This window comes from Uliginosibacterium sp. H1 (assembly GCF_036017065.1).
Classification (GTDB): domain Bacteria; phylum Pseudomonadota; class Gammaproteobacteria; order Burkholderiales; family Rhodocyclaceae; genus Uliginosibacterium.
This window is the reverse complement of the sequence record NZ_JAYXHR010000003.1, coordinates 175,438-191,224: the sequence shown is the minus strand read 5'-3', so window position 1 is coordinate 191,224 and position 15,787 is coordinate 175,438. Positions and strand designations below refer to the sequence as shown.

18 protein-coding genes and 1 tRNA gene are annotated in these 15,787 nt (G+C 67.3%); 5 read left to right on the top strand and 14 right to left on the bottom strand.

Annotation, left to right across the window (positions count from 1 at the left end):
* Positions 1 to 3 precede the first annotated feature (3 nt).
* Positions 4 to 1,410 (bottom strand): ergothioneine biosynthesis protein EgtB, encoded by a 1,407-nt coding sequence (gene egtB / locus VVD47_RS17525; RefSeq protein WP_327604805.1) that lies wholly within the window; start codon positions 1,408 to 1,410, stop codon positions 4 to 6.
* A 314-nt stretch (positions 1,411 to 1,724) separates the two neighbouring features.
* Between egtB and VVD47_RS17520 the strand changes: the two genes are divergently transcribed.
* Positions 1,725 to 1,913: a hypothetical protein gene (locus VVD47_RS17520; RefSeq protein WP_327604804.1), complete on the top strand. Its 189-nt coding sequence runs from the start codon at positions 1,725 to 1,727 to the stop codon at positions 1,911 to 1,913.
* Between the two features lie 36 nt (positions 1,914 to 1,949).
* Here VVD47_RS17520 and VVD47_RS17515 read toward each other — a convergent pair whose 3' ends face one another.
* The 3 genes from VVD47_RS17515 to VVD47_RS17505 all read right to left on the bottom strand — a co-directional run bounded on the left by VVD47_RS17515 (position 1,950) and on the right by VVD47_RS17505 (position 4,170).
* Positions 1,950 to 2,330, bottom strand: coding sequence for a hypothetical protein (locus VVD47_RS17515; protein WP_327604803.1), 381 nt, complete (start codon positions 2,328 to 2,330; stop codon positions 1,950 to 1,952).
* Positions 2,327 to 3,415, bottom strand: coding sequence for an NAD(P)H-dependent flavin oxidoreductase (locus tag VVD47_RS17510; RefSeq protein WP_327604802.1), 1,089 nt, complete (start codon positions 3,413 to 3,415; stop codon positions 2,327 to 2,329). The genes VVD47_RS17515 and VVD47_RS17510 overlap by 4 nt, the downstream gene beginning before the upstream one ends.
* A gap of 134 nt (positions 3,416 to 3,549) precedes the next feature.
* Positions 3,550 to 4,170: a polysaccharide lyase family 7 protein gene (locus VVD47_RS17505; RefSeq protein ID WP_327604801.1), complete on the bottom strand. Its 621-nt coding sequence runs from the start codon at positions 4,168 to 4,170 to the stop codon at positions 3,550 to 3,552.
* A gap of 369 nt (positions 4,171 to 4,539) precedes the next feature.
* On the opposite strand from VVD47_RS17505, the gene VVD47_RS17500 reads away from it, so the two are divergent.
* Positions 4,540 to 4,938: an OsmC family protein gene (locus VVD47_RS17500; RefSeq protein WP_327604800.1), complete on the top strand. Its 399-nt coding sequence runs from the start codon at positions 4,540 to 4,542 to the stop codon at positions 4,936 to 4,938.
* A gap of 42 nt (positions 4,939 to 4,980) precedes the next feature.
* Here the strand turns inward: VVD47_RS17500 and VVD47_RS17495 are convergent, their stop codons facing one another.
* From VVD47_RS17495 to VVD47_RS17460, 8 genes are all read right to left on the bottom strand, one after another.
* Entirely contained in the window at positions 4,981 to 6,630 is a 1,650-nt protein-coding gene (locus tag VVD47_RS17495) for an MFS transporter (RefSeq protein WP_327604799.1), read from the bottom strand.
* Between the two features lie 31 nt (positions 6,631 to 6,661).
* The gene (locus VVD47_RS17490; RefSeq protein ID WP_327604798.1) at positions 6,662 to 7,087 is read right to left on the bottom strand and encodes a DoxX family membrane protein; all 426 of its coding nucleotides are present in this window, start codon (positions 7,085 to 7,087) and stop codon (positions 6,662 to 6,664) included.
* A 63-nt stretch (positions 7,088 to 7,150) separates the two neighbouring features.
* The gene (locus tag VVD47_RS17485; RefSeq protein WP_327604797.1) at positions 7,151 to 9,031 is read right to left on the bottom strand and encodes an amidohydrolase; all 1,881 of its coding nucleotides are present in this window, start codon (positions 9,029 to 9,031) and stop codon (positions 7,151 to 7,153) included.
* Positions 9,032 to 9,145: 114 nt separating this feature from the next.
* Positions 9,146 to 9,799 (bottom strand): hydrolase, encoded by a 654-nt coding sequence (locus VVD47_RS17480; protein ID WP_327604796.1) that lies wholly within the window; start codon positions 9,797 to 9,799, stop codon positions 9,146 to 9,148.
* A 275-nt stretch (positions 9,800 to 10,074) separates the two neighbouring features.
* On the bottom strand, positions 10,075 to 10,725 hold the full coding sequence (gene ribA / locus VVD47_RS17475) for a GTP cyclohydrolase II (RefSeq protein ID WP_327604795.1): 651 nt from the start codon (positions 10,723 to 10,725) through the stop codon (positions 10,075 to 10,077).
* A 37-nt stretch (positions 10,726 to 10,762) separates the two neighbouring features.
* Positions 10,763 to 11,020, bottom strand: coding sequence for a glutaredoxin 3 (grxC, locus tag VVD47_RS17470; RefSeq protein WP_327604794.1), 258 nt, complete (start codon positions 11,018 to 11,020; stop codon positions 10,763 to 10,765).
* Positions 11,021 to 11,278: 258 nt separating this feature from the next.
* Entirely contained in the window at positions 11,279 to 11,980 is a 702-nt protein-coding gene (locus VVD47_RS17465) for a pirin family protein (protein WP_327604793.1), read from the bottom strand.
* 131 nt (positions 11,981 to 12,111) lie between these two features.
* Positions 12,112 to 12,774: an FMN-dependent NADH-azoreductase gene (locus VVD47_RS17460; protein ID WP_327604792.1), complete on the bottom strand. Its 663-nt coding sequence runs from the start codon at positions 12,772 to 12,774 to the stop codon at positions 12,112 to 12,114.
* 160 nt (positions 12,775 to 12,934) lie between these two features.
* On the opposite strand from VVD47_RS17460, the gene VVD47_RS17455 reads away from it, so the two are divergent.
* Positions 12,935 to 13,825 carry a LysR substrate-binding domain-containing protein gene (locus VVD47_RS17455; protein WP_327604791.1) on the top strand — a complete coding sequence of 297 codons (891 nt, stop codon included), beginning with the start codon at positions 12,935 to 12,937 and terminating at the stop codon, positions 13,823 to 13,825.
* Between the two features lie 93 nt (positions 13,826 to 13,918).
* Here the strand turns inward: VVD47_RS17455 and VVD47_RS17450 are convergent.
* Positions 13,919 to 13,995, bottom strand: a tRNA-Pro gene (locus VVD47_RS17450).
* 24 nt (positions 13,996 to 14,019) lie between these two features.
* The gene (gene ispB / locus VVD47_RS17445; RefSeq protein WP_327604790.1) at positions 14,020 to 14,988 is read right to left on the bottom strand and encodes an octaprenyl diphosphate synthase; all 969 of its coding nucleotides are present in this window, start codon (positions 14,986 to 14,988) and stop codon (positions 14,020 to 14,022) included.
* Between the two features lie 153 nt (positions 14,989 to 15,141).
* On the opposite strand from ispB, the gene rplU reads away from it, so the two are divergent.
* Positions 15,142 to 15,453, top strand: a complete 312-nt coding sequence (gene rplU, locus VVD47_RS17440; protein WP_327604789.1) for a 50S ribosomal protein L21 — start codon at positions 15,142 to 15,144, stop codon at positions 15,451 to 15,453.
* A gap of 21 nt (positions 15,454 to 15,474) precedes the next feature.
* The gene (gene rpmA / locus VVD47_RS17435; RefSeq protein WP_327604788.1) at positions 15,475 to 15,744 is read left to right on the top strand and encodes a 50S ribosomal protein L27; all 270 of its coding nucleotides are present in this window, start codon (positions 15,475 to 15,477) and stop codon (positions 15,742 to 15,744) included.
* The last annotated feature ends 43 nt before the right edge of the window (positions 15,745 to 15,787 follow it).

The following is a 15,787-nucleotide window of genomic DNA, read 5'->3' as shown; positions in this document are numbered from 1 at the left end:
CTTTCAGAAGTCCTGCGCGAGGCGGATGCCCGAGAACTGCCAGCGCGCGCCGGGAGGAAAGAAGTTGCGGTAGGTGGTGCGGGCATGCCCTGGCGGCGTGGCGCAACTGCTGCCGCGCAGGACGACCTGGCCGACCATGAACTTGCCGTTGTATTCGCCGACCGCCCCGCGCAAGGGGCGGTAACGTGGATAGGGCTCGTAGGACGATCGCGTCCACGTCCAGACGTCGCCGAAGGCCTGCAGCAGGTCCCCACCACCGCCATGCGAGGCGGCGCGCGGATGCAGAAACCCCACCCCGTCACGCGCGGCGAAAGACGGTTGCACGCCGTGCGCCGTCACCGCCGCTTCCCATTCGAACTCCGTGGGCAGGCGCGCGCCTGCCCAGTTGGCATACGCCACCGCCTCGTGGAAGCTCAGGTGGCACACGGGCCCGGCATGGTCCAGCGACCGCAGTCCGTACAGGCTGAACACCTGCCAGCTGCCCTGCCCCGCACCGGATGGCCAGCCGCGCGCGGCCAGGCTGTCCGCGTCGTGCCAGTACATCGGCGCCCGCCATTCCTGCGCCTTGACCAGGGCCCAGCCGTCCGACAACCAGAACTCGGGTCGTCGATAGCCGCCGTCCTCCATGAAGGCCAGGTATTCGCCGCAAGTCACGCAGCGGTTGGCGATGTGGAAGGGCTGCAGCAGCACGCGGTGGCGCGGCATCTCGTTGTCGAAGGCAAAGCCCGCCGCATCGGCGTGGCCGACCTCGGCCTCGCCGCCCGCACAGGCCAGCCATTGCAGGGATACGGCCGCATGTCCCGTACCGCCTGCAGGCAGGACATCGTCGACATAGGCCGGCAACAAGGGGTTGCACGACAGCAGATGCTTGATGTCGGTGAGCAGCAGTTCCTGGTGCTGCTGTTCGTGATGCAGGCCCAGTTCGAGCAGCGGTGCGACGCGCCGCCAGGTGTCTTCGTCGGCGTCGTGGATCAGTCCGGCAACGGCCGCGTCGACGTGACGACGGTAGTCCAGCACGCTGGCGAGCGCCGGCCGCGTCAACAGGCCGCGCTCGTTGCGTGCGTGGCGCGCGCCTAGGGACTCGTAGTAGGAATTGAACAGGAAGCGGAAATGCGGATGGAATTCTTCGTAGCCACCGCAGTGTGTCGCCAGCACCAGGGTCTCGAAGAACCAGGTGCTGTGGGCCAGGTGCCACTTGCCCGGACTGGCATCCGGCATCGATTGCACACACAGGTCTTCCGCGGAGAGGGGCGCCGCCAGCGCGAGGCTGCGGCTGCGCACCGCGTCTAAGCGGGTGGCCACGTCACGGGGCGATCCACGTTCCGGCACGTCTTCCGGCATCTCTTCCGGCATCTCTTCCACCGCCACGCCCCGCCGCCCAGCCCGCTGCACATCCGTCACGACGCCCATGTCCGATGCCCCCGCTATCGCCCGGCCGCAGTCGATGGAGCGGCGCGGCGGAATGCAGACATTACGACCCGCGCCGGACGCCCCTTCGTCGGTATCCGCTGAAGCCGGCGTGGGAGGAGGACTACGCCGTCGCCAGCCCGCATGGCAGCACGTTCGCGGCGCGCGGGAGGCTTCCTACATGCGGTCGGGAAGCTTGAGGAGTCACCGGGCCGCCGGAAATCGCTTGAATGGAGTGACCCACTCCCCGCTCACGCCCGACCGGCAACAGCGGGTGAGACTCGACGTACCCCGATCCTCAAGAGAAGGAGATCGTCATGTCTTTGCAGAACCCCTCCAGCCCGATAGACCCGGACGACCTCGATCAGGTGTTCGATGAACTCAAGCGCGGTTTCGGACACGAGCACGTGAACGACGGCAACGTCGATGCGCTGATCGCACGTGCCCACGAAGCGGGTCGTCGCCTGCTCGAAAAGGAACTCCGCGAGTGGAAATCGCGCTGCTGACCCGCCCTGCCGCAAGCAGCCCGGCGCGCCACGCGATCAGGAAGCGCGCGCGTAGCTGACGGTCAGCAACTCCCATTGATGGCCGTCGGGTTCGTTCCAGTAGATGTTGCCGAAGTGCGCGCCGACCTTCCTGTCCATCGGCCCGGACACGGTGCCGCGCCAGGGGATGCCCATCGCGTCGAGGCGGACGCGGATGGTCTCGAAGTCCGCCGGTGTGACACGGAAGCAGAAATGCTGCACCGGGAAGTCCTCGTCCGTATCGATGAAGTCCAGCGTCAGGCCCTCGTTCACATACACCGCGTGGAAGGGGCCGAAGCGGGCGGGACCGCTCGCCACGCCGAGGATCTCTGCCAGCCGGCGCGCGCCGGCAGCCTTGTCGCGCGAGGACACGATGCTGTGGTCCAGCTCGATGCTCATGCCGCGCCTCCGCCCTGCATGCGTGCCAGCGCCTCGGCCGCCAGCGTCCGCGTCAGTTCGCCGGCCGGCATGGGGCGACCGAGTCGCGCTGCCTGCCCCGCCCACAGCGACATGAAGTCACCGGAGCCTTCCGGCTCGCTGGCTGCGCGCAACGGTGCTAGCGCCCCGCCCGCGAGCGGGAAGGCGGGTGCCGACGCGGACATCGGCCCCTGCTCGCGCATCAGGCGGTTGACGATGCCGCGCGCGGGGCGGCCGGTGAACAGGTTGGTCAGCGCCGTGTCCTCGGCCTGCAGGCTGGCCAGCGCCGCACGGTGCGGTGCCGGCACACGCGCCTCGGGGCAGAAGAGGTAGGCCGTGCCGATCTGTACGGCCGCAGCACCGAGTGCGAAAGCCGCGGCGATGCCACGGGCATCCGCGATGCCGCCGGCAGCGATCACCGGCACATCCACCGCATCGACGACCTGTGGCACCAGCGCGAAGGTACCGACCTGCGTGCTGATGTCCTCACCCTGCAGGAACACACCGCGGTGGCCGCCTGCCTCGAAGCCTTGCGCGATGATCGCGTCGCAACCGCGCTCCGCCAGCCAACGCGCCTCGGCCACCGTCGTGGCGGATGAAATGACTTTCGCGCCGGCGGCCCGCACCCGCGCCAACAAGGTGGGCTCGGGCAGACCGAAGTGAAAGCTCACCACCTCCGGCCGCAGCTCCTCGACGACACGGCAGAAGGCATCGTCGAAAGGCGCGCGCGTTCCGGCCGGTGCCGGCATCGCCGGGTCCAGGCCCAGCTCCACGTAGTACGGCGCGAGGCGCGCCCGCCAGGCCGCCTCGCGGGCGGGGTCCGGCACGGGTGGGTGGTGGCAGAAGAAGTTGAGGTTCAGCGGCGCGCGCAGCTGCTGGCGGAACAACGCCACCTGCTCACGCACGGTCTCCGCAGTCAGCAACGCGCAGGGAAGCGCGCCAAGCCCGCCGGCCTGCGCGACGGCCACGGCCAGCTCGTGCAGGTTGGGGCCGGCCATCGGCGCCTGCAGGATCGGAAGCCCTATGCCGAACAGATCGAGGATGCGTGTGTCTGGCCAGGAAGACATGACGGCACTCCGCGGGAAAAGATGCCCGCACTGTACGCCAGCCGGCGCAGCGCAGCGAGGCCGCGCCCACTGGTTTGCCCATGAAAAATGGCCGCCTGCCGGCGGCCATTGCGGGCTGTGACAGGTGCCTTCGCTTACTGCACGGTGAAGCTGGTCCACTGCACCCTCATGCTGCCGGAACCGCTGGCGGTGTGGTACGCGCCGATCTTGGTGTAGAGGTTGCGCCAGCCGGACTTGGTGATGGTCTTGCACTTGGCGCCGTTGATGTACGACGTACTGGTGCCGTTGTCCGCGTTGTAGACGATGCGGATCTTCACGCTGCTGCCGACGTTGATCTTCGGCAGGTTGCAGCTGCGCGCACTGCTGCTGTCGCCGGTACTGCGCTGCACTTCGTAGAAGTAGCCGTTGGTATCGATGGCCAGCTGGCTGATCGGGTTGCCGCCGGTCTCGGAGAAGGTCTGCGCGATGCTGGTGTTGCCGCCGGAGCGGGCCAGCAGCTTGAAGGTGCCCTCCAGCGTGTGCGTGCCGCTGGTGTAGGTGCGGAAGCGGAACTCCGCGCGGCTGGCGGACTGGTTCACGATCGAGAAGATCGGCGAATCCGCGTTCGGATCATCGCCGGAGTTGATCGACCCGCCGTTGCGGATGTCGGTGTGCTGCGCGTTGGTCGAGGCCATCGCCAGCGTGCTGGCGAGGCACAGCGATACCGCCAGGACGGGCAAGGCGAGGCGGGTTGTGCCAGATGTCGGCTTGTTCATGTTTGGCTCCTTGTGTGGTTTTGTCTGTGTTCGATTTATGGGCCACCGGTTCGAGCCGGCGGTCCGCGACGCACTCCTTTCCCCGTCGCTACTGCCGGGGACTCCCGTCATCCGGACCGGGATTGCGTCGCTACACAGTCTTGCCCTGCCGAGCAGGAGCCGACATCAGGTTAAACGATTGACAACGGGAAATTCGTTTCGTCTGACAAGCCGTGCAGTCGTCTTGGTGCAGTGCGGGTCCACCACCGCCAATGCCTGCCACGTGAGACACCCTTCGCCGGCCCCGCCCCTCTCGCAGGGGGCATGACGGCCGGCGCGGCCTCGGCTAAGGTGTGGCGCCACACAGCTGACCGAACACAGGAGAACCTGATGACGACACAAGCCCTCTGGACGACCGCCAGCGGCAAGACCGCCTGCGACGTGAGCTTCGATCACGGCGGCATCGAAGTGGATCTCGATGCGGAAGCCGGCGGCGGCCCCCACCCTTCGGCACACGATCTGCTGGACGGCGCGCTGGCGGCCTGCACGGCGCTGACGCTAGAGCTGTATGTCAAACGCAAGGGCTACGACATACAGGTCCTGCGCGTGGAGGTGACGCACGGCAAGACCGAGGCCGGCTTCACGATGACCCGCACGATCCACGTGACGGGCAACCTGGACGAGGAGCAGCAGGCGTCCATCCTGCGCATCGCCAACGCCTGCCCGGTGCATAAGACGCTCGTCGGCGACATCACGATCAACACTGCCACCGCGCTGAACGCGGCCTGAATACGGCCGATGCGACCTGACGCGACCCGGGCGGCCTGCCGCCTAGGGTCGCGTCGGCGGGTTCGCTGCGATCAGGTGCCTGACCTGCGGCGGCTCGCTGCCGGCGTGGAAGGCGCGCACATGCGCCTGCAGGTCGGCATCCGCCACCGATACGCGGTGGTGCTGGCGCTGATGCTCCGCCCAGGACGCGACGAGGAAGTGCTCGACGAAGATGCCGGGACGCGCGAGATCTTCGTAGATGCCCCATTGCCACGCGCCGTCACGCAGCCGCTGTGGCGAGAACGCGTGCAAGGCCCGCAGGAAGCCTGCGACATCCTGCGGCCGCACCTGGTACTCGACGGTGATCAGCACCGGGCCGATATCCCGCTCCGCCTGCTCGCCATCCAGCCGGTGGGCCATTTCCGGCGCCAGCACCGGTAGCGGCCAATGACCGGACGGGCTGAGGTCGGGCTCGCCTTCCGGCAGCGGACGCCGCCAGGCCAACAGACAGGACAGGGCGCCGACGCCTGCGGCGCACCCTAGCGCCGCCGGAACTCCCGCCAGGTCGGCGAGCTGCCCCCACAGGAAACTGCCCAGCGCCATGGCGCCGTAGAAGACGCTGAGGTACAGCGCGAGGCCGCGCCCGCGCACCCAGTTCGGCAACTGCGTCTGCGCGGTGACGTTGGCGATGGTCAGCACGACGATCCATGCCCCGCCGGCGAGCACCATCACCGCTGCCGCCGCCACCTGCTCGCGCACGGCGGCGAGCAGCACCAGCACCAGCACCGTGGCGGCCAGGCCACCGCGCAGGCTCGTCTCGGCAGACCAGCGCGCGCGCAGCGTGGGCAGCAGGATGGCGCCCGCCACCGCACCCGCGCCCACGCAACTCAGCAGCACCCCGTAGTAGCCCGGCCCGCCGCCCAGCTCGCGGCGGGCGATGATCGGCAGCAAGGCCCACCACGCGCTCGCGAAGATGAAGAAGCTGCCGGCGCGCAACAGCACGCGCTGCAATGCCGGTGCGTGCCAGGCGTAGCGCAGGCCGGCGCGCATGGCGGCGCCGATCTGCTCCGGCGTGCCCGCCGCGGCCGGGGCACTGGCCCCCTTCCACCACCACAGCGCGCCGATGACGGCGAGATAGCTCGCCGCATCCAGGTAGAAGGTCGCCGCGACGCCCAGGCTCGCCACCACCACCCCGCCCAGCGCCGGCCCGATGGCGCGCGAAACGTTGAGCCCCATGCTGTTGAGCGCGACCGCCGAGCGCAGCAGCGGGCGCGCCACCAGCAGGGGCGTCAGCGACTGCTGCACCGGCTGGGTCAGGGCGACGCCGATGCCGGCGCACATCAGGCCGAGGATCAGCAGGACCGGCGTCATCGCGCCGAGATGCGTCACCACCCCCAGGGCTGCCGCGACGACGCCCAGCGCGACGTTGATGCCGATGAGCAGGCGACGGCGGTCCACGATGTCGGCCAGCGCACCGGCCGGCAGCGACAGCAGGAAGATGGGCAGCGTCGTGGCGACCTGCACCATCGCCACCGCCGTGGCCGACGGCGACAAGGTGGTCATCAGCCAGCCGGCCCCCACGTCGCGCATCCAGGTGCCCATGTTGCCGACCAGCATGGCGAACCACATGACGGTGAACACACGCTGGCGGAATGGCGCCCAGGGCGATGAGGTGGCCGGCGCCGCCGTGGTGGCGAGCGAAGTGTCGTTCATGCCTGGGTCTCCTTCACGGGATGCCTGCCGCTCACACCCGGTGCAGGTGCCAGTACGCCACGAACAGGAGACCGCAGGTAAGGGCCACGTGCTCGACGAAGATGTTGGTCTGCTGGAAGCGTGCGACGCCCCGCTTCTTCCAGAATGCGTGCGCCATCAGCGACGCGACCAGCGTGAATGCGGCGAGCGCCAGCGCGCCCAGCGCGGCCGGCCAGCCCGCGAGGACGATGACCGACAGCGATGCGCACAGATGCAGCGCGATCGTCAGCGCCGCGAACAGCGCCGGCCGTGGAAAGCCCAGGCTGGAAAACTCCTCCACCGCGCCCGCGAAGCGCAAGCTCTTCACCACGCCGCTGATGAGGAACGGCAGGCACAGACCTGCGATGAGCAGGCGCGCGACGATGTCCGGCGCCAACCCTGCCTGCACGGCATGGCTCAGTGCGTCGCCGACTGGCATGGCAGTCCTCGTGCGTCGGGAGGCAGGCGGCGGTCGCGCGGCTCGCAGGGGTCGTGGGGCATGTCACCACGCACAGCCGCAGCCCAGGGCCCCCCAGAATGCATTGCGGTCGCTGGCCGGCACGGCCGCCTGGCTGGCGAACATATGGCGATGGCCATGGACGCCACACGGCGTGGCACAACATGCCGTGCGCGCGACGGCTGCCGTGGCGCGCGGCGCTTGCAACTCGCGGTAGCGCACCGGTGACCAGTCCGGGCTGGGCGTCGGCAAGGGCGGCGCCAGCTCGTCGAAGCCGTCGCTGCCGTGCACGACCTTGCCGCCGACGACGGTGAGCACGCTGGACAGGCCCTTGATGTCACTTTGTGGAATCGCGAAGTAGTCTGCACTCAGGGCCACGAAGTCCGCGTATTGCCCGGCGATCAGCGCGCCCTTGCGCCCCTGCTCGGTGGAGAACCAGGCGCTGCCTTCGGTGTAGAGGCGCAGCGCGGTCTCGCGGTCCAGCAGGCTGGCCTGCGGATAGAGCTTCGTACCGCCGACCGTCTCGCCGGTGACCAGCCATTGCAGCCCCACCCAGGGGTTGTAGCTGGCCACGCGGGTGGCGTCGGTACCCATGCCCACCGGCACGCCGGCCTCCAGCATCTTCTTCACCGGCGGGGTGCGCTCGGTGGCGGCACGGCCGTAGCGCTCCTGGAAGTATTCGCCCTGGTAGGCCATGCGGTGCTGGATGGCGATGCCGCCGCCCAGCGCGCGGATGCGCTCGATGTTGCGTTCGCTGATGGTCTCGGCGTGGTCGATGATCCAGTTGAGGCCGGTCAGCGGCACCTCGGCATTCACGCGCTCGAACACGTCCAGCACGCGGGTGATCGATTCGTCGTAGGTGGCATGGATGCGGAACGGCCAGCGGTTGGCGGCCAGCACGCGCGTCACCTCGACGAGCTCCTGCTCCATCGTTGTGGACAGGTCCGGGCGCGGCTCGCGGAAGTCTTCGAAGTCGGCGGCGGAGAACACCAGCATCTCGCCCGCGCCGTTGTGGCGGAAGAAGCCCGCCGTCTCCCGCTCGCCGTCGCCGGGGCGGACCAGCCGTGCCCACTGCAGGAAGTCGTCCTTCTCCTGCTTCGGCCGCTGGGTAAACAGGTTGTACGCGACGCGCACGGTCAGCTCGCCCGCATTCGCCAGCTTGCGGATGATGCCGTAGTCATCCGGGTAGTTCTGGAAGCCACCACCCGCATCGATCACCGAGGTGATGCCGAGCCGGTTCAGCTCGCGCATGTACAGGCGGGTGGAGTTCTCCTGGTCCTCCGGCGACAGGCGCGGCCCCTTGGCGAGCGTGGCGTAGAGGATCATCGCATTGGGCTTCGCCACCAGCAGGCCGGTAGGCTCGCCACGCGCATCGCGCTGGATCTCGCCACCGGGCGGGTTGGGCGTGTCCTTCGTGTAACCCACCGCGCGCAGGGCCGCGGCGTTCAGCAAGGCACGGTCATACAGGTGGAGGATGAACACCGGCGTGTCCGGTGCCGCCTCGTTGATTTCCTGCAGCGTGGGCAGGCGCTTCTCGGCGAACTGCCATTCGCTGAAACCACCGACCACGCGCACCCATTGCGGCGCCGGCGTGCGCTGCGCCTGTTCGCGCAGCATGCGCAGCGCGTCGGCCAGCGAAGGCACGCCGTCCCAGCGCAGCTCCATGTTGTAGTTGAGGCCGGCGCGGATCAGGTGGGTGTGGCTGTCGTTCAGCCCGGGGATGACGCGTCGCCCTCGCAGGTCGATACGACGCGTCGCGGGCCCGACGTAGGGCTGCAGGTCTTCCATGCTGCCGGCAGCAAGCACCTTGCCGTCCTTCACCGCCAGGGCCTGCACCTCGGGCCGGCTGCGGTCCAGCGTAGTGATGCGACCGTTGTGGAACAGGCTGTCGGCAGGGCTTGGACGATCAGCGACGCTGGGCTGCATGGTGTTCTCCAGGCGGGGGCTCCGAAATGGAAGCGGTCGAAGGTGGTTGAGCGTGATTGAAACTCGTTGAAGGCGGAAGACAGGCGTCTCCCGCCCCTGCGGGTGGCTGCGTGCTCAGTGCCCTTCCTGGGCGTTGAACATGCTCTTGGCGTAGATCAGCCCGAGGCCGTAGGCACCGCCATGCTTCACCGAGGCGGCCACCGTGGCATCGTAGGTCTCGCCACGCGCCCAGTCACGCTGCAGTTCCAGCAGGTACTGCAGCGAGGTCATGGGTTGTGCGCCAGCCGCGATCATGCGGTCCATCGCCAGCTTGTGTGCCTCGTCGGACACGTCGCCGCAGGCGTCCGCAATCACGAAGACCTCGAAGCCCTGGTCCAGCGCCGACAGTGCGGGGCCGACGATGCACACGGAGGTCCACAAACCGGCCAGCACGATGCGCGACTTGCCGATGGCATTCACCGCGGCGACGATGTTGGGGTCTTCCCAGGAGTTCATCGTGGTGCGGTCGATGACTTCGGCCTTCGGGAAGACATCCTTGATCTCGTCGAACACCGGGCCGGAGAAGCTCTTCTCGGCCACGCTGGTGACGATGGTGGATACGTTGAAGACCTTCGCCGCGCTGGCCACCAGCCCGGCGTTGTTACGCAGCAGCACCGCGTCGATCGACTTGGTGGCGAATGCCATCTGCGACTGGTGGTCGATCATGATCAGCGTGTGATCCTGGGGGAAAAGCAGTTTCTTGCCGGGTACGGCGGTCGCCTTGGCCATGGTGGTCTCCAGGGAATTCAGGGGTCGGGGTTGCAACCTCGCGGCAACGCGATGGTGTGGCGACAGTCTCGCTGCCGGGGCCCCGGGGAAACACTCCTGTAAGTACCTGCCGGTCCTCTCTCCAAAGGCAGAGACGCGCACGCCGGACAGCCCTCCGCGGCGATCCGCCGGCCGGCGCGGACACGGTTGCGACGGGCGAAAAAAATGGCGCGGTGTCACCGCGCCATTCTTGCTGCCTCGACCACGATCAGCGTCGTGGTCACGCGTCCCCGTGTTCAGGCGCCGATCAGCCCGTCCTCGCTCACCGCGCCCGCCGACGCCGGCAGCTCGCTGCGCGAAAGGGCGTGGCCCATGCGGGTGCGCTTGGTCTCCATGTAGCGATGGTTCTCCACCGTCACCGGCAGGTAGTGGGCGACGCGCTCCACCACGCGGATGCCACCGGTTTCCAGCGAGGCCGCCTTCTCCGGGTTGTTGCTCATCAGGCGCACCTCCTGCACGCCCAGCATGCGCAGCATGTCGACGGCATCCTTGTAGCTGCGTGCATCCACCGGCAGGTCCAGCGCAAGGTTGGCATCCACGGTGTCCAGGCCGACATCCTGCAGCTGGTAGGCGCGGATCTTGTTGGCCAGGCCGATGCCGCGTCCTTCCTGCCCACGCAGGTAGACCAGCACGCCACGCTTCTCGGTGGCGATACGTTGTAGCGCGAGCTCCAGCTGCTCGCCGCAGTCGCAACGCAGGGAGCCGAACACGTCGCCGGTCAGGCATTCCGAATGCAGGCGGGCAAGCACCGGGGCACCGGTGACATCACCCTTCGTCAGCACCAGGTGCTCCACGCCGGTCTGCGCGTTGCGGAAGGCATGCGATTCGAATTCGCCGTGCTTCGTGGGCAGGCGGGCCTGTGCAATCTTGACGATGCGGTCGTTCATGTCGGTTCCTGTCTTCGATGCTTGCATGGCAACGGCCTCACGCCGCGAGCAGGGCGTCGAGCTCACCCGCGCGTTCCAGCGCAGCGAGGTCGTCGAAGCCGCCCACGTGGCGCTCACCGATGAAGATCTGCGGCACGGTACGGCGACCGGTCAGAGTCATCATCGCCTCGCGTTGCGTGGGGTCGACGTCGACGTTGATCTTCTCGATCTCCGTCACGCCCTTGCGGGTCAGCAACTGCTCGGCACGGACGCAGTACGGGCACACCCGGCTGCTGTACATCCTGACCTTGCTCATGTTGCGCCCCCGACTTCGTCGCTCGTCTTGCTGCTGATGTTGCTGTCCATGTCCAGCTCCTGCATTGTCCCGCGCCGCTGGCGGGCGGGAAAGCGGCAGGCCGGCATACCCTTATGCCGCGCCACCGCATGTCAGCCATATGCGGGCCAAAGATAGCGGGGACAAGTCCTGAGACAACTATCGCCCCCGTACCCTCTGCCTATGACGCTCTGGCCATGAGCGCCGCCGCCGACGTTTCAGCTCCGCCGGCATCGCGCGTCACGGATTGACGTCGACCAGCACGACTTCGGCATCCGCGCGGGCGGTCACGACGATGCGTGATTCGTCCTGCACGGCCGCCCCGTCACGGGCCTGGATGACGACGCCATTCACCTCCACCTCGCCCACGGCAGGCACGAGGTAGGCCTTGCGACCGGCGCCGAGCGTGTACTCCGCGCGCTCGCCCGCCTTCAGGGTCACGCCCAGCACCCGCGCGTTGGCGCGGATCGGCAGCACGTCCTCGTCACCCTTCATGCCGCTGGCCAGCACCGCGAACTGCCCGGAGCGGTCGCCCTTCGGGAAGGGCTTGGCGCCCCAGGACGGCTTGCCGCGCTCCTGGTCGGGCTGGATCCAGATCTGGAAGATGCGGGTCGCACCCGGCTCGCGGTTGTACTCGGCGTGGCGGATGCCGGTGCCGGCGCTCATCACCTGCACGTCACCCGCTTCGGTACGACCCTGGTTGCCCAGGTTGTCCTGGTGGGTGATGGCGCCTTCGCGCACGTAGGTGATGATCTCCATGTCGGCGTGGCCGTGCGGCGGGAAGCCGGTACCCGGCGCGATCTCGTCGTCGTTCCACACCACCAGCGCGCCAAAGCCCATGCGGCTGCGGTCGTAGTAGTCGGCGAAGGAGAAGTGATGCTTGGCGCGCAGCCATCCGTGGTCTGCGCCACCGAGCGATTCAAAGGGTCTGCGGTCAATCATTTTGCTGCTCCTTTCGTTTACGTTGCTGCGTGAGGGCGATGTGCCGTCACGGCTTGCCTGCGGCGCCCGACACCGGGCAGTCGCTGCGCGCCTCGCGGCGCGCATTCCGTCATTCCTGCTTACCGGCGGCTTCAAGCCGCGACGGCTGCCTTGCCTGCACACTCCTCGGACACTTCCTCGCCGACGAACTGGGCGCGCTCCAGCGCCTTGGCGATTGCCGCGTCGCGCGCTTCCGGCCCGTAGCCGATGCCTTCCGCCCGCACCACCGACACGTCGGTGATGCCGATGAAGTTGAATACCGTGCGCAGGTAGGCCTCCTGATGATCCAGCGCCGCTTCATGTGCCTGGCCGGCGAGGATGCCGCCACGCGAGGACACCACGATCACCTTGCGGCCACCTGCCAGACCTTCCGGGCCGTTGGCGGTGTAGCGGAACGTGCGGCCGGCCTGGGCGATGCGGTCGATCCACGACTTCAGTTGCGACGGCACGCTGAAGTTGTACATCGGCGCGCCCACCACGATGACGTCGGCGGCCAGGAACTCGGTCAGCACTTCCTCGGCTTCGGCCAGTTCGGCGCGGATCTCTTCGCTGGGGGCGGCGCTGGTGCCCGGTGCGGGACGCAGACCGGCCAGCAACTCGCCACTCAGGTGCGACAACGGCTTCGCCGACAGGTCACGGTACTGCACGCTGGCTTCGCCACTGCGGGCCTGGATGGCACGCACCACTTCGGCGGTGATCTGGCGGGAAACCGAGGCGCCGCCCAGGGCGCTGGAATCGATGTGGAGGATGTTCATGGCGGTCTTCCTTCTGTTCGTTGCCGCAGTGCAACTCACTGCGATGACTGAAGTGTATGAACGCAACAATCAGATAAAAATAGCCAAAAATATCAATTACCATTCCATTAATAGAACAATCACCTTTCCATCAGGAGTCGCCATACAGGACCTCAACGACATGCTGCTGTTCGCCAAGGTGGTGGAACATGGCGGCTACAGCGCCGCCGCCCGGGTGCTGAACATGCAGACCTCGCGCCTGTCCCGGCGCATCCAGCAGCTCGAAGAGCATCTGGGCGTGCGCCTGCTGCAGCGGACGACGCGCGCGGTGTCGGTCACCGAGATCGGCCAGGCCTATTACCGCCACTGCGTCGCGCTGGAAGAAGAGGCCCGCGCCGCGCAGGACACCATCGACCGCACCCGCGCCGCGCCGCAGGGGCTGGTGCATGTGGCCTGTCCGGTGGGGTTGGTGGAAAGCCACGTCGGCGCCATCCTGGCGCGCTACCTCGCCGACAACCCCGGCGTACAGGTGCATATGGAGGCCATCAACCGTCGCGTCGACGTGGTGGAAGAAGGCTTCGATCTCGCGCTGCGCGTGCGCATGCCGCCATTGGCGCCCAGTGATCTCGCGATGCGCATGCTGGGCACCAGCCGCTCGATGCTGGTCGCCAGCCCCGCCCTGCTCGACCGCATCGGGCGGCCGAAGCATCCGTCCGAGCTGTCCGTACTGCCCACGCTGGCCTTCACCGCGCCGGGCCGCAACCGCTACACGTGGCTGTTCCGTGACGAGGCCGGCGAGGCGCTGGAGATCGAACATTTCCCGCGACTCATCACCGACGACTTCAAGGCGCTACTGCAAGCGGCACGCGCCGGCGTGGGCATCGCCTACCTGCCCAGCCTGAACTGCGGAAATGCGGTGGATAGCGGCGACCTGCAACACGTCTTGCCCGACTTCAGCCTTGCCGAGGGCCTGGTGCACGTGGTGTTTCCGTCGCGACGCGGCATGGTGCCGGCCGTGCGCAGCCTGATCGACGCGCTGGTCGAAGGCTTTGCGAGCAAAGGCGTCAATTGAGTCAGGAGTTGGCCGCCGGACCTGGCGGCCGCGAAAAACACGCGGGAGAAAAGCAAAAAGGCCGTGCATCGCTGCACGGCCTTTTCTGGATCCTGGTCGGGGTGAGAGGATTCGAACCTCCGGCCTCTACGTCCCGAACGTAGCGCTCTACCAGGCTAAGCTACACCCCGTTTTTCCTGCTTTCGCAACGACCGCTAGAAGTCCCGGGTCACTGCGAAGGACGATAATTCTAGCAGCGTTTCCTTGAATTGGGAAGCCGGAAGGATGGAGAGCGCATCTTTCGCGAGCTTCGCCTCGCGCTCGGCATGGCTGCGCGTCACTTCCAGCGCACCGGTCGCACGCACCGCCGCGATGACCGCGGCAAACTCGTCGCGGCCGCCCTGCTCGATGGCTTGGCGGACGCACGCCGACTGCTCGGCCGATCCATGCTGCATGACGTGGATCAACGGAAGTGTCGGCTTGCCTTCGGCCAGATCGTCGCCGAGATGCTTACCGGTCGCCTCTTCGTCGCCGGAGTAATCCAGCACGTCGTCGATCAGCTGGAACGCGGTGCCGATGTGCCGGCCGAATGCCGCCAGCTGCGCCTGCCCGGTTTCGTCCAGCCCGCCGAGGATCGCCCCCAGCCGGGCGGCGGCTTCAAAGAGCTTGGCAGTCTTGAAGTTGATGACCTGCAGGTACTGGTCGACGCTCACGTCCGCGTTGTGGATGTTGAGCAGCTGCAGGACCTCGCCCTCGGCGATGACGTTGGTGGCATCCGCCAGCACGCGCTGCACGCGCATGTCGTCCACTTCCACCATCATCTGGAAGGAGCGCGAATACAGGAAGTCGCCGACCAGCACGGCGGCAGCGTTGCCGAACATCGCGTTGGCGGTGCTGCGGCCGCGCCGCAGCGAGGACTCGTCCACCACGTCGTCATGCAGCAGGGTGGCGGTATGGATGAACTCCACCACCGCGGCCAGTTCGTGATGCGACTTGCCTTCGTAGCCCAGCGCGCGTGCCACCAGCAGCAGCAGCACCGGGCGCAGGCGCTTGCCCCCCGCACCGATGATGTATTCGGCCACCTGGCGGATGAGGACGATGTCGGAATGCAGGCGGGCGCGGATGACGCGATTGACCGCCTCCATGTCGGACGCGATGGGCGCGTAGAGCTGGTCGAGCGACAAGATGGGAACGGGAAAAGGTGGGAGCTACTCAGCGGAAGCGGCGATGGTAGGGGCCGCCCCTGACAGCGTCAAGCGAGCCCGGGACTTGACCTGTCCGCGGAAGGCTTGCATAATCGCGCGCTTTTCCAGCTCTTTGTAAACAAGAGGTTCAACATGTACGCGGTCATAAAAACCGGTGGCAAGCAGTATCGCGTTGCCGCTGGCGAAAAAATCAAAGTAGAACAGATACCGGCGGACGTTGGCACTGAAATCACCATCGACCAGGTCCTGCTGGTCGGCGAAGGCGAGTCCGTGAAAGTGGGCGCGCCGCTGGTGGCAGGTGCGAGTGTCAAGGCCACGGTGCTGTCCCAAGGTCGTCACGACAAGGTGAAGATCTTCAAGATGCGTCGTCGCAAGCACTACCAGAAGCATCAAGGTCACCGTCAGAACTACACCGAGCTGCGCATCGAGACCATCTCGGCGTAAGCAGGACAGGAGTCAAGCAACATGGCACACAAAAAAGCAGGCGGCAGTTCGCGTAACGGCCGCGACTCGGAATCGAAACGACTTGGCGTCAAGCGCTACGGTGGTCAGCTGGTTGCAGCCGGCAACATCATCGTTCGCCAGCGTGGCACCGAGTACCACCCGGGCAACAACGTCGGCATCGGCAAGGATCACACCCTGTTCGCGCTGATCGAAGGTCGCGTCGAATTCACCGTGAAGGGCGTCAAGAACCGCCGCACCGTGAACATCGTCCCGGTCGAGCAACAAGCCTGACGCTCCGCCGCGGGTCGAAAAAAGCCCTGTCCTCGCGGATGGG

Coding starts and splice junctions, on each gene's coding strand:
- VVD47_RS17515 (WP_327604803.1), bottom strand. CDS start 2,330: ATGAGCATCGAGCTGGACCACAGCATCGTGTCCTCGCGCGACAAGGCT.
- VVD47_RS17500 (WP_327604800.1), top strand. CDS start 4,540: ATGACGACACAAGCCCTCTGGACGACCGCCAGCGGCAAGACCGCCTGC.
- VVD47_RS17465 (WP_327604793.1), bottom strand. CDS start 11,980: ATGATTGACCGCAGACCCTTTGAATCGCTCGGTGGCGCAGACCACGGA.
- ribA (WP_327604795.1), bottom strand. CDS start 10,725: ATGAACGACCGCATCGTCAAGATTGCACAGGCCCGCCTGCCCACGAAG.
- egtB (WP_327604805.1), bottom strand. CDS start 1,410: ATGGGCGTCGTGACGGATGTGCAGCGGGCTGGGCGGCGGGGCGTGGCG.
- VVD47_RS17520 (WP_327604804.1), top strand. CDS start 1,725: ATGTCTTTGCAGAACCCCTCCAGCCCGATAGACCCGGACGACCTCGAT.
- rpmA (WP_327604788.1), top strand. CDS start 15,475: ATGGCACACAAAAAAGCAGGCGGCAGTTCGCGTAACGGCCGCGACTCG.
- grxC (WP_327604794.1), bottom strand. CDS start 11,020: ATGAGCAAGGTCAGGATGTACAGCAGCCGGGTGTGCCCGTACTGCGTC.
- VVD47_RS17485 (WP_327604797.1), bottom strand. CDS start 9,031: ATGCAGCCCAGCGTCGCTGATCGTCCAAGCCCTGCCGACAGCCTGTTC.
- VVD47_RS17495 (WP_327604799.1), bottom strand. CDS start 6,630: ATGAACGACACTTCGCTCGCCACCACGGCGGCGCCGGCCACCTCATCG.
- rplU (WP_327604789.1), top strand. CDS start 15,142: ATGTACGCGGTCATAAAAACCGGTGGCAAGCAGTATCGCGTTGCCGCT.
- VVD47_RS17480 (WP_327604796.1), bottom strand. CDS start 9,799: ATGGCCAAGGCGACCGCCGTACCCGGCAAGAAACTGCTTTTCCCCCAG.
- VVD47_RS17510 (WP_327604802.1), bottom strand. CDS start 3,415: ATGTCTTCCTGGCCAGACACACGCATCCTCGATCTGTTCGGCATAGGG.
- VVD47_RS17490 (WP_327604798.1), bottom strand. CDS start 7,087: ATGCCAGTCGGCGACGCACTGAGCCATGCCGTGCAGGCAGGGTTGGCG.
- VVD47_RS17460 (WP_327604792.1), bottom strand. CDS start 12,774: ATGAACATCCTCCACATCGATTCCAGCGCCCTGGGCGGCGCCTCGGTT.
- VVD47_RS17505 (WP_327604801.1), bottom strand. CDS start 4,170: ATGAACAAGCCGACATCTGGCACAACCCGCCTCGCCTTGCCCGTCCTG.
- VVD47_RS17455 (WP_327604791.1), top strand. CDS start 12,935: ATGCTGCTGTTCGCCAAGGTGGTGGAACATGGCGGCTACAGCGCCGCC.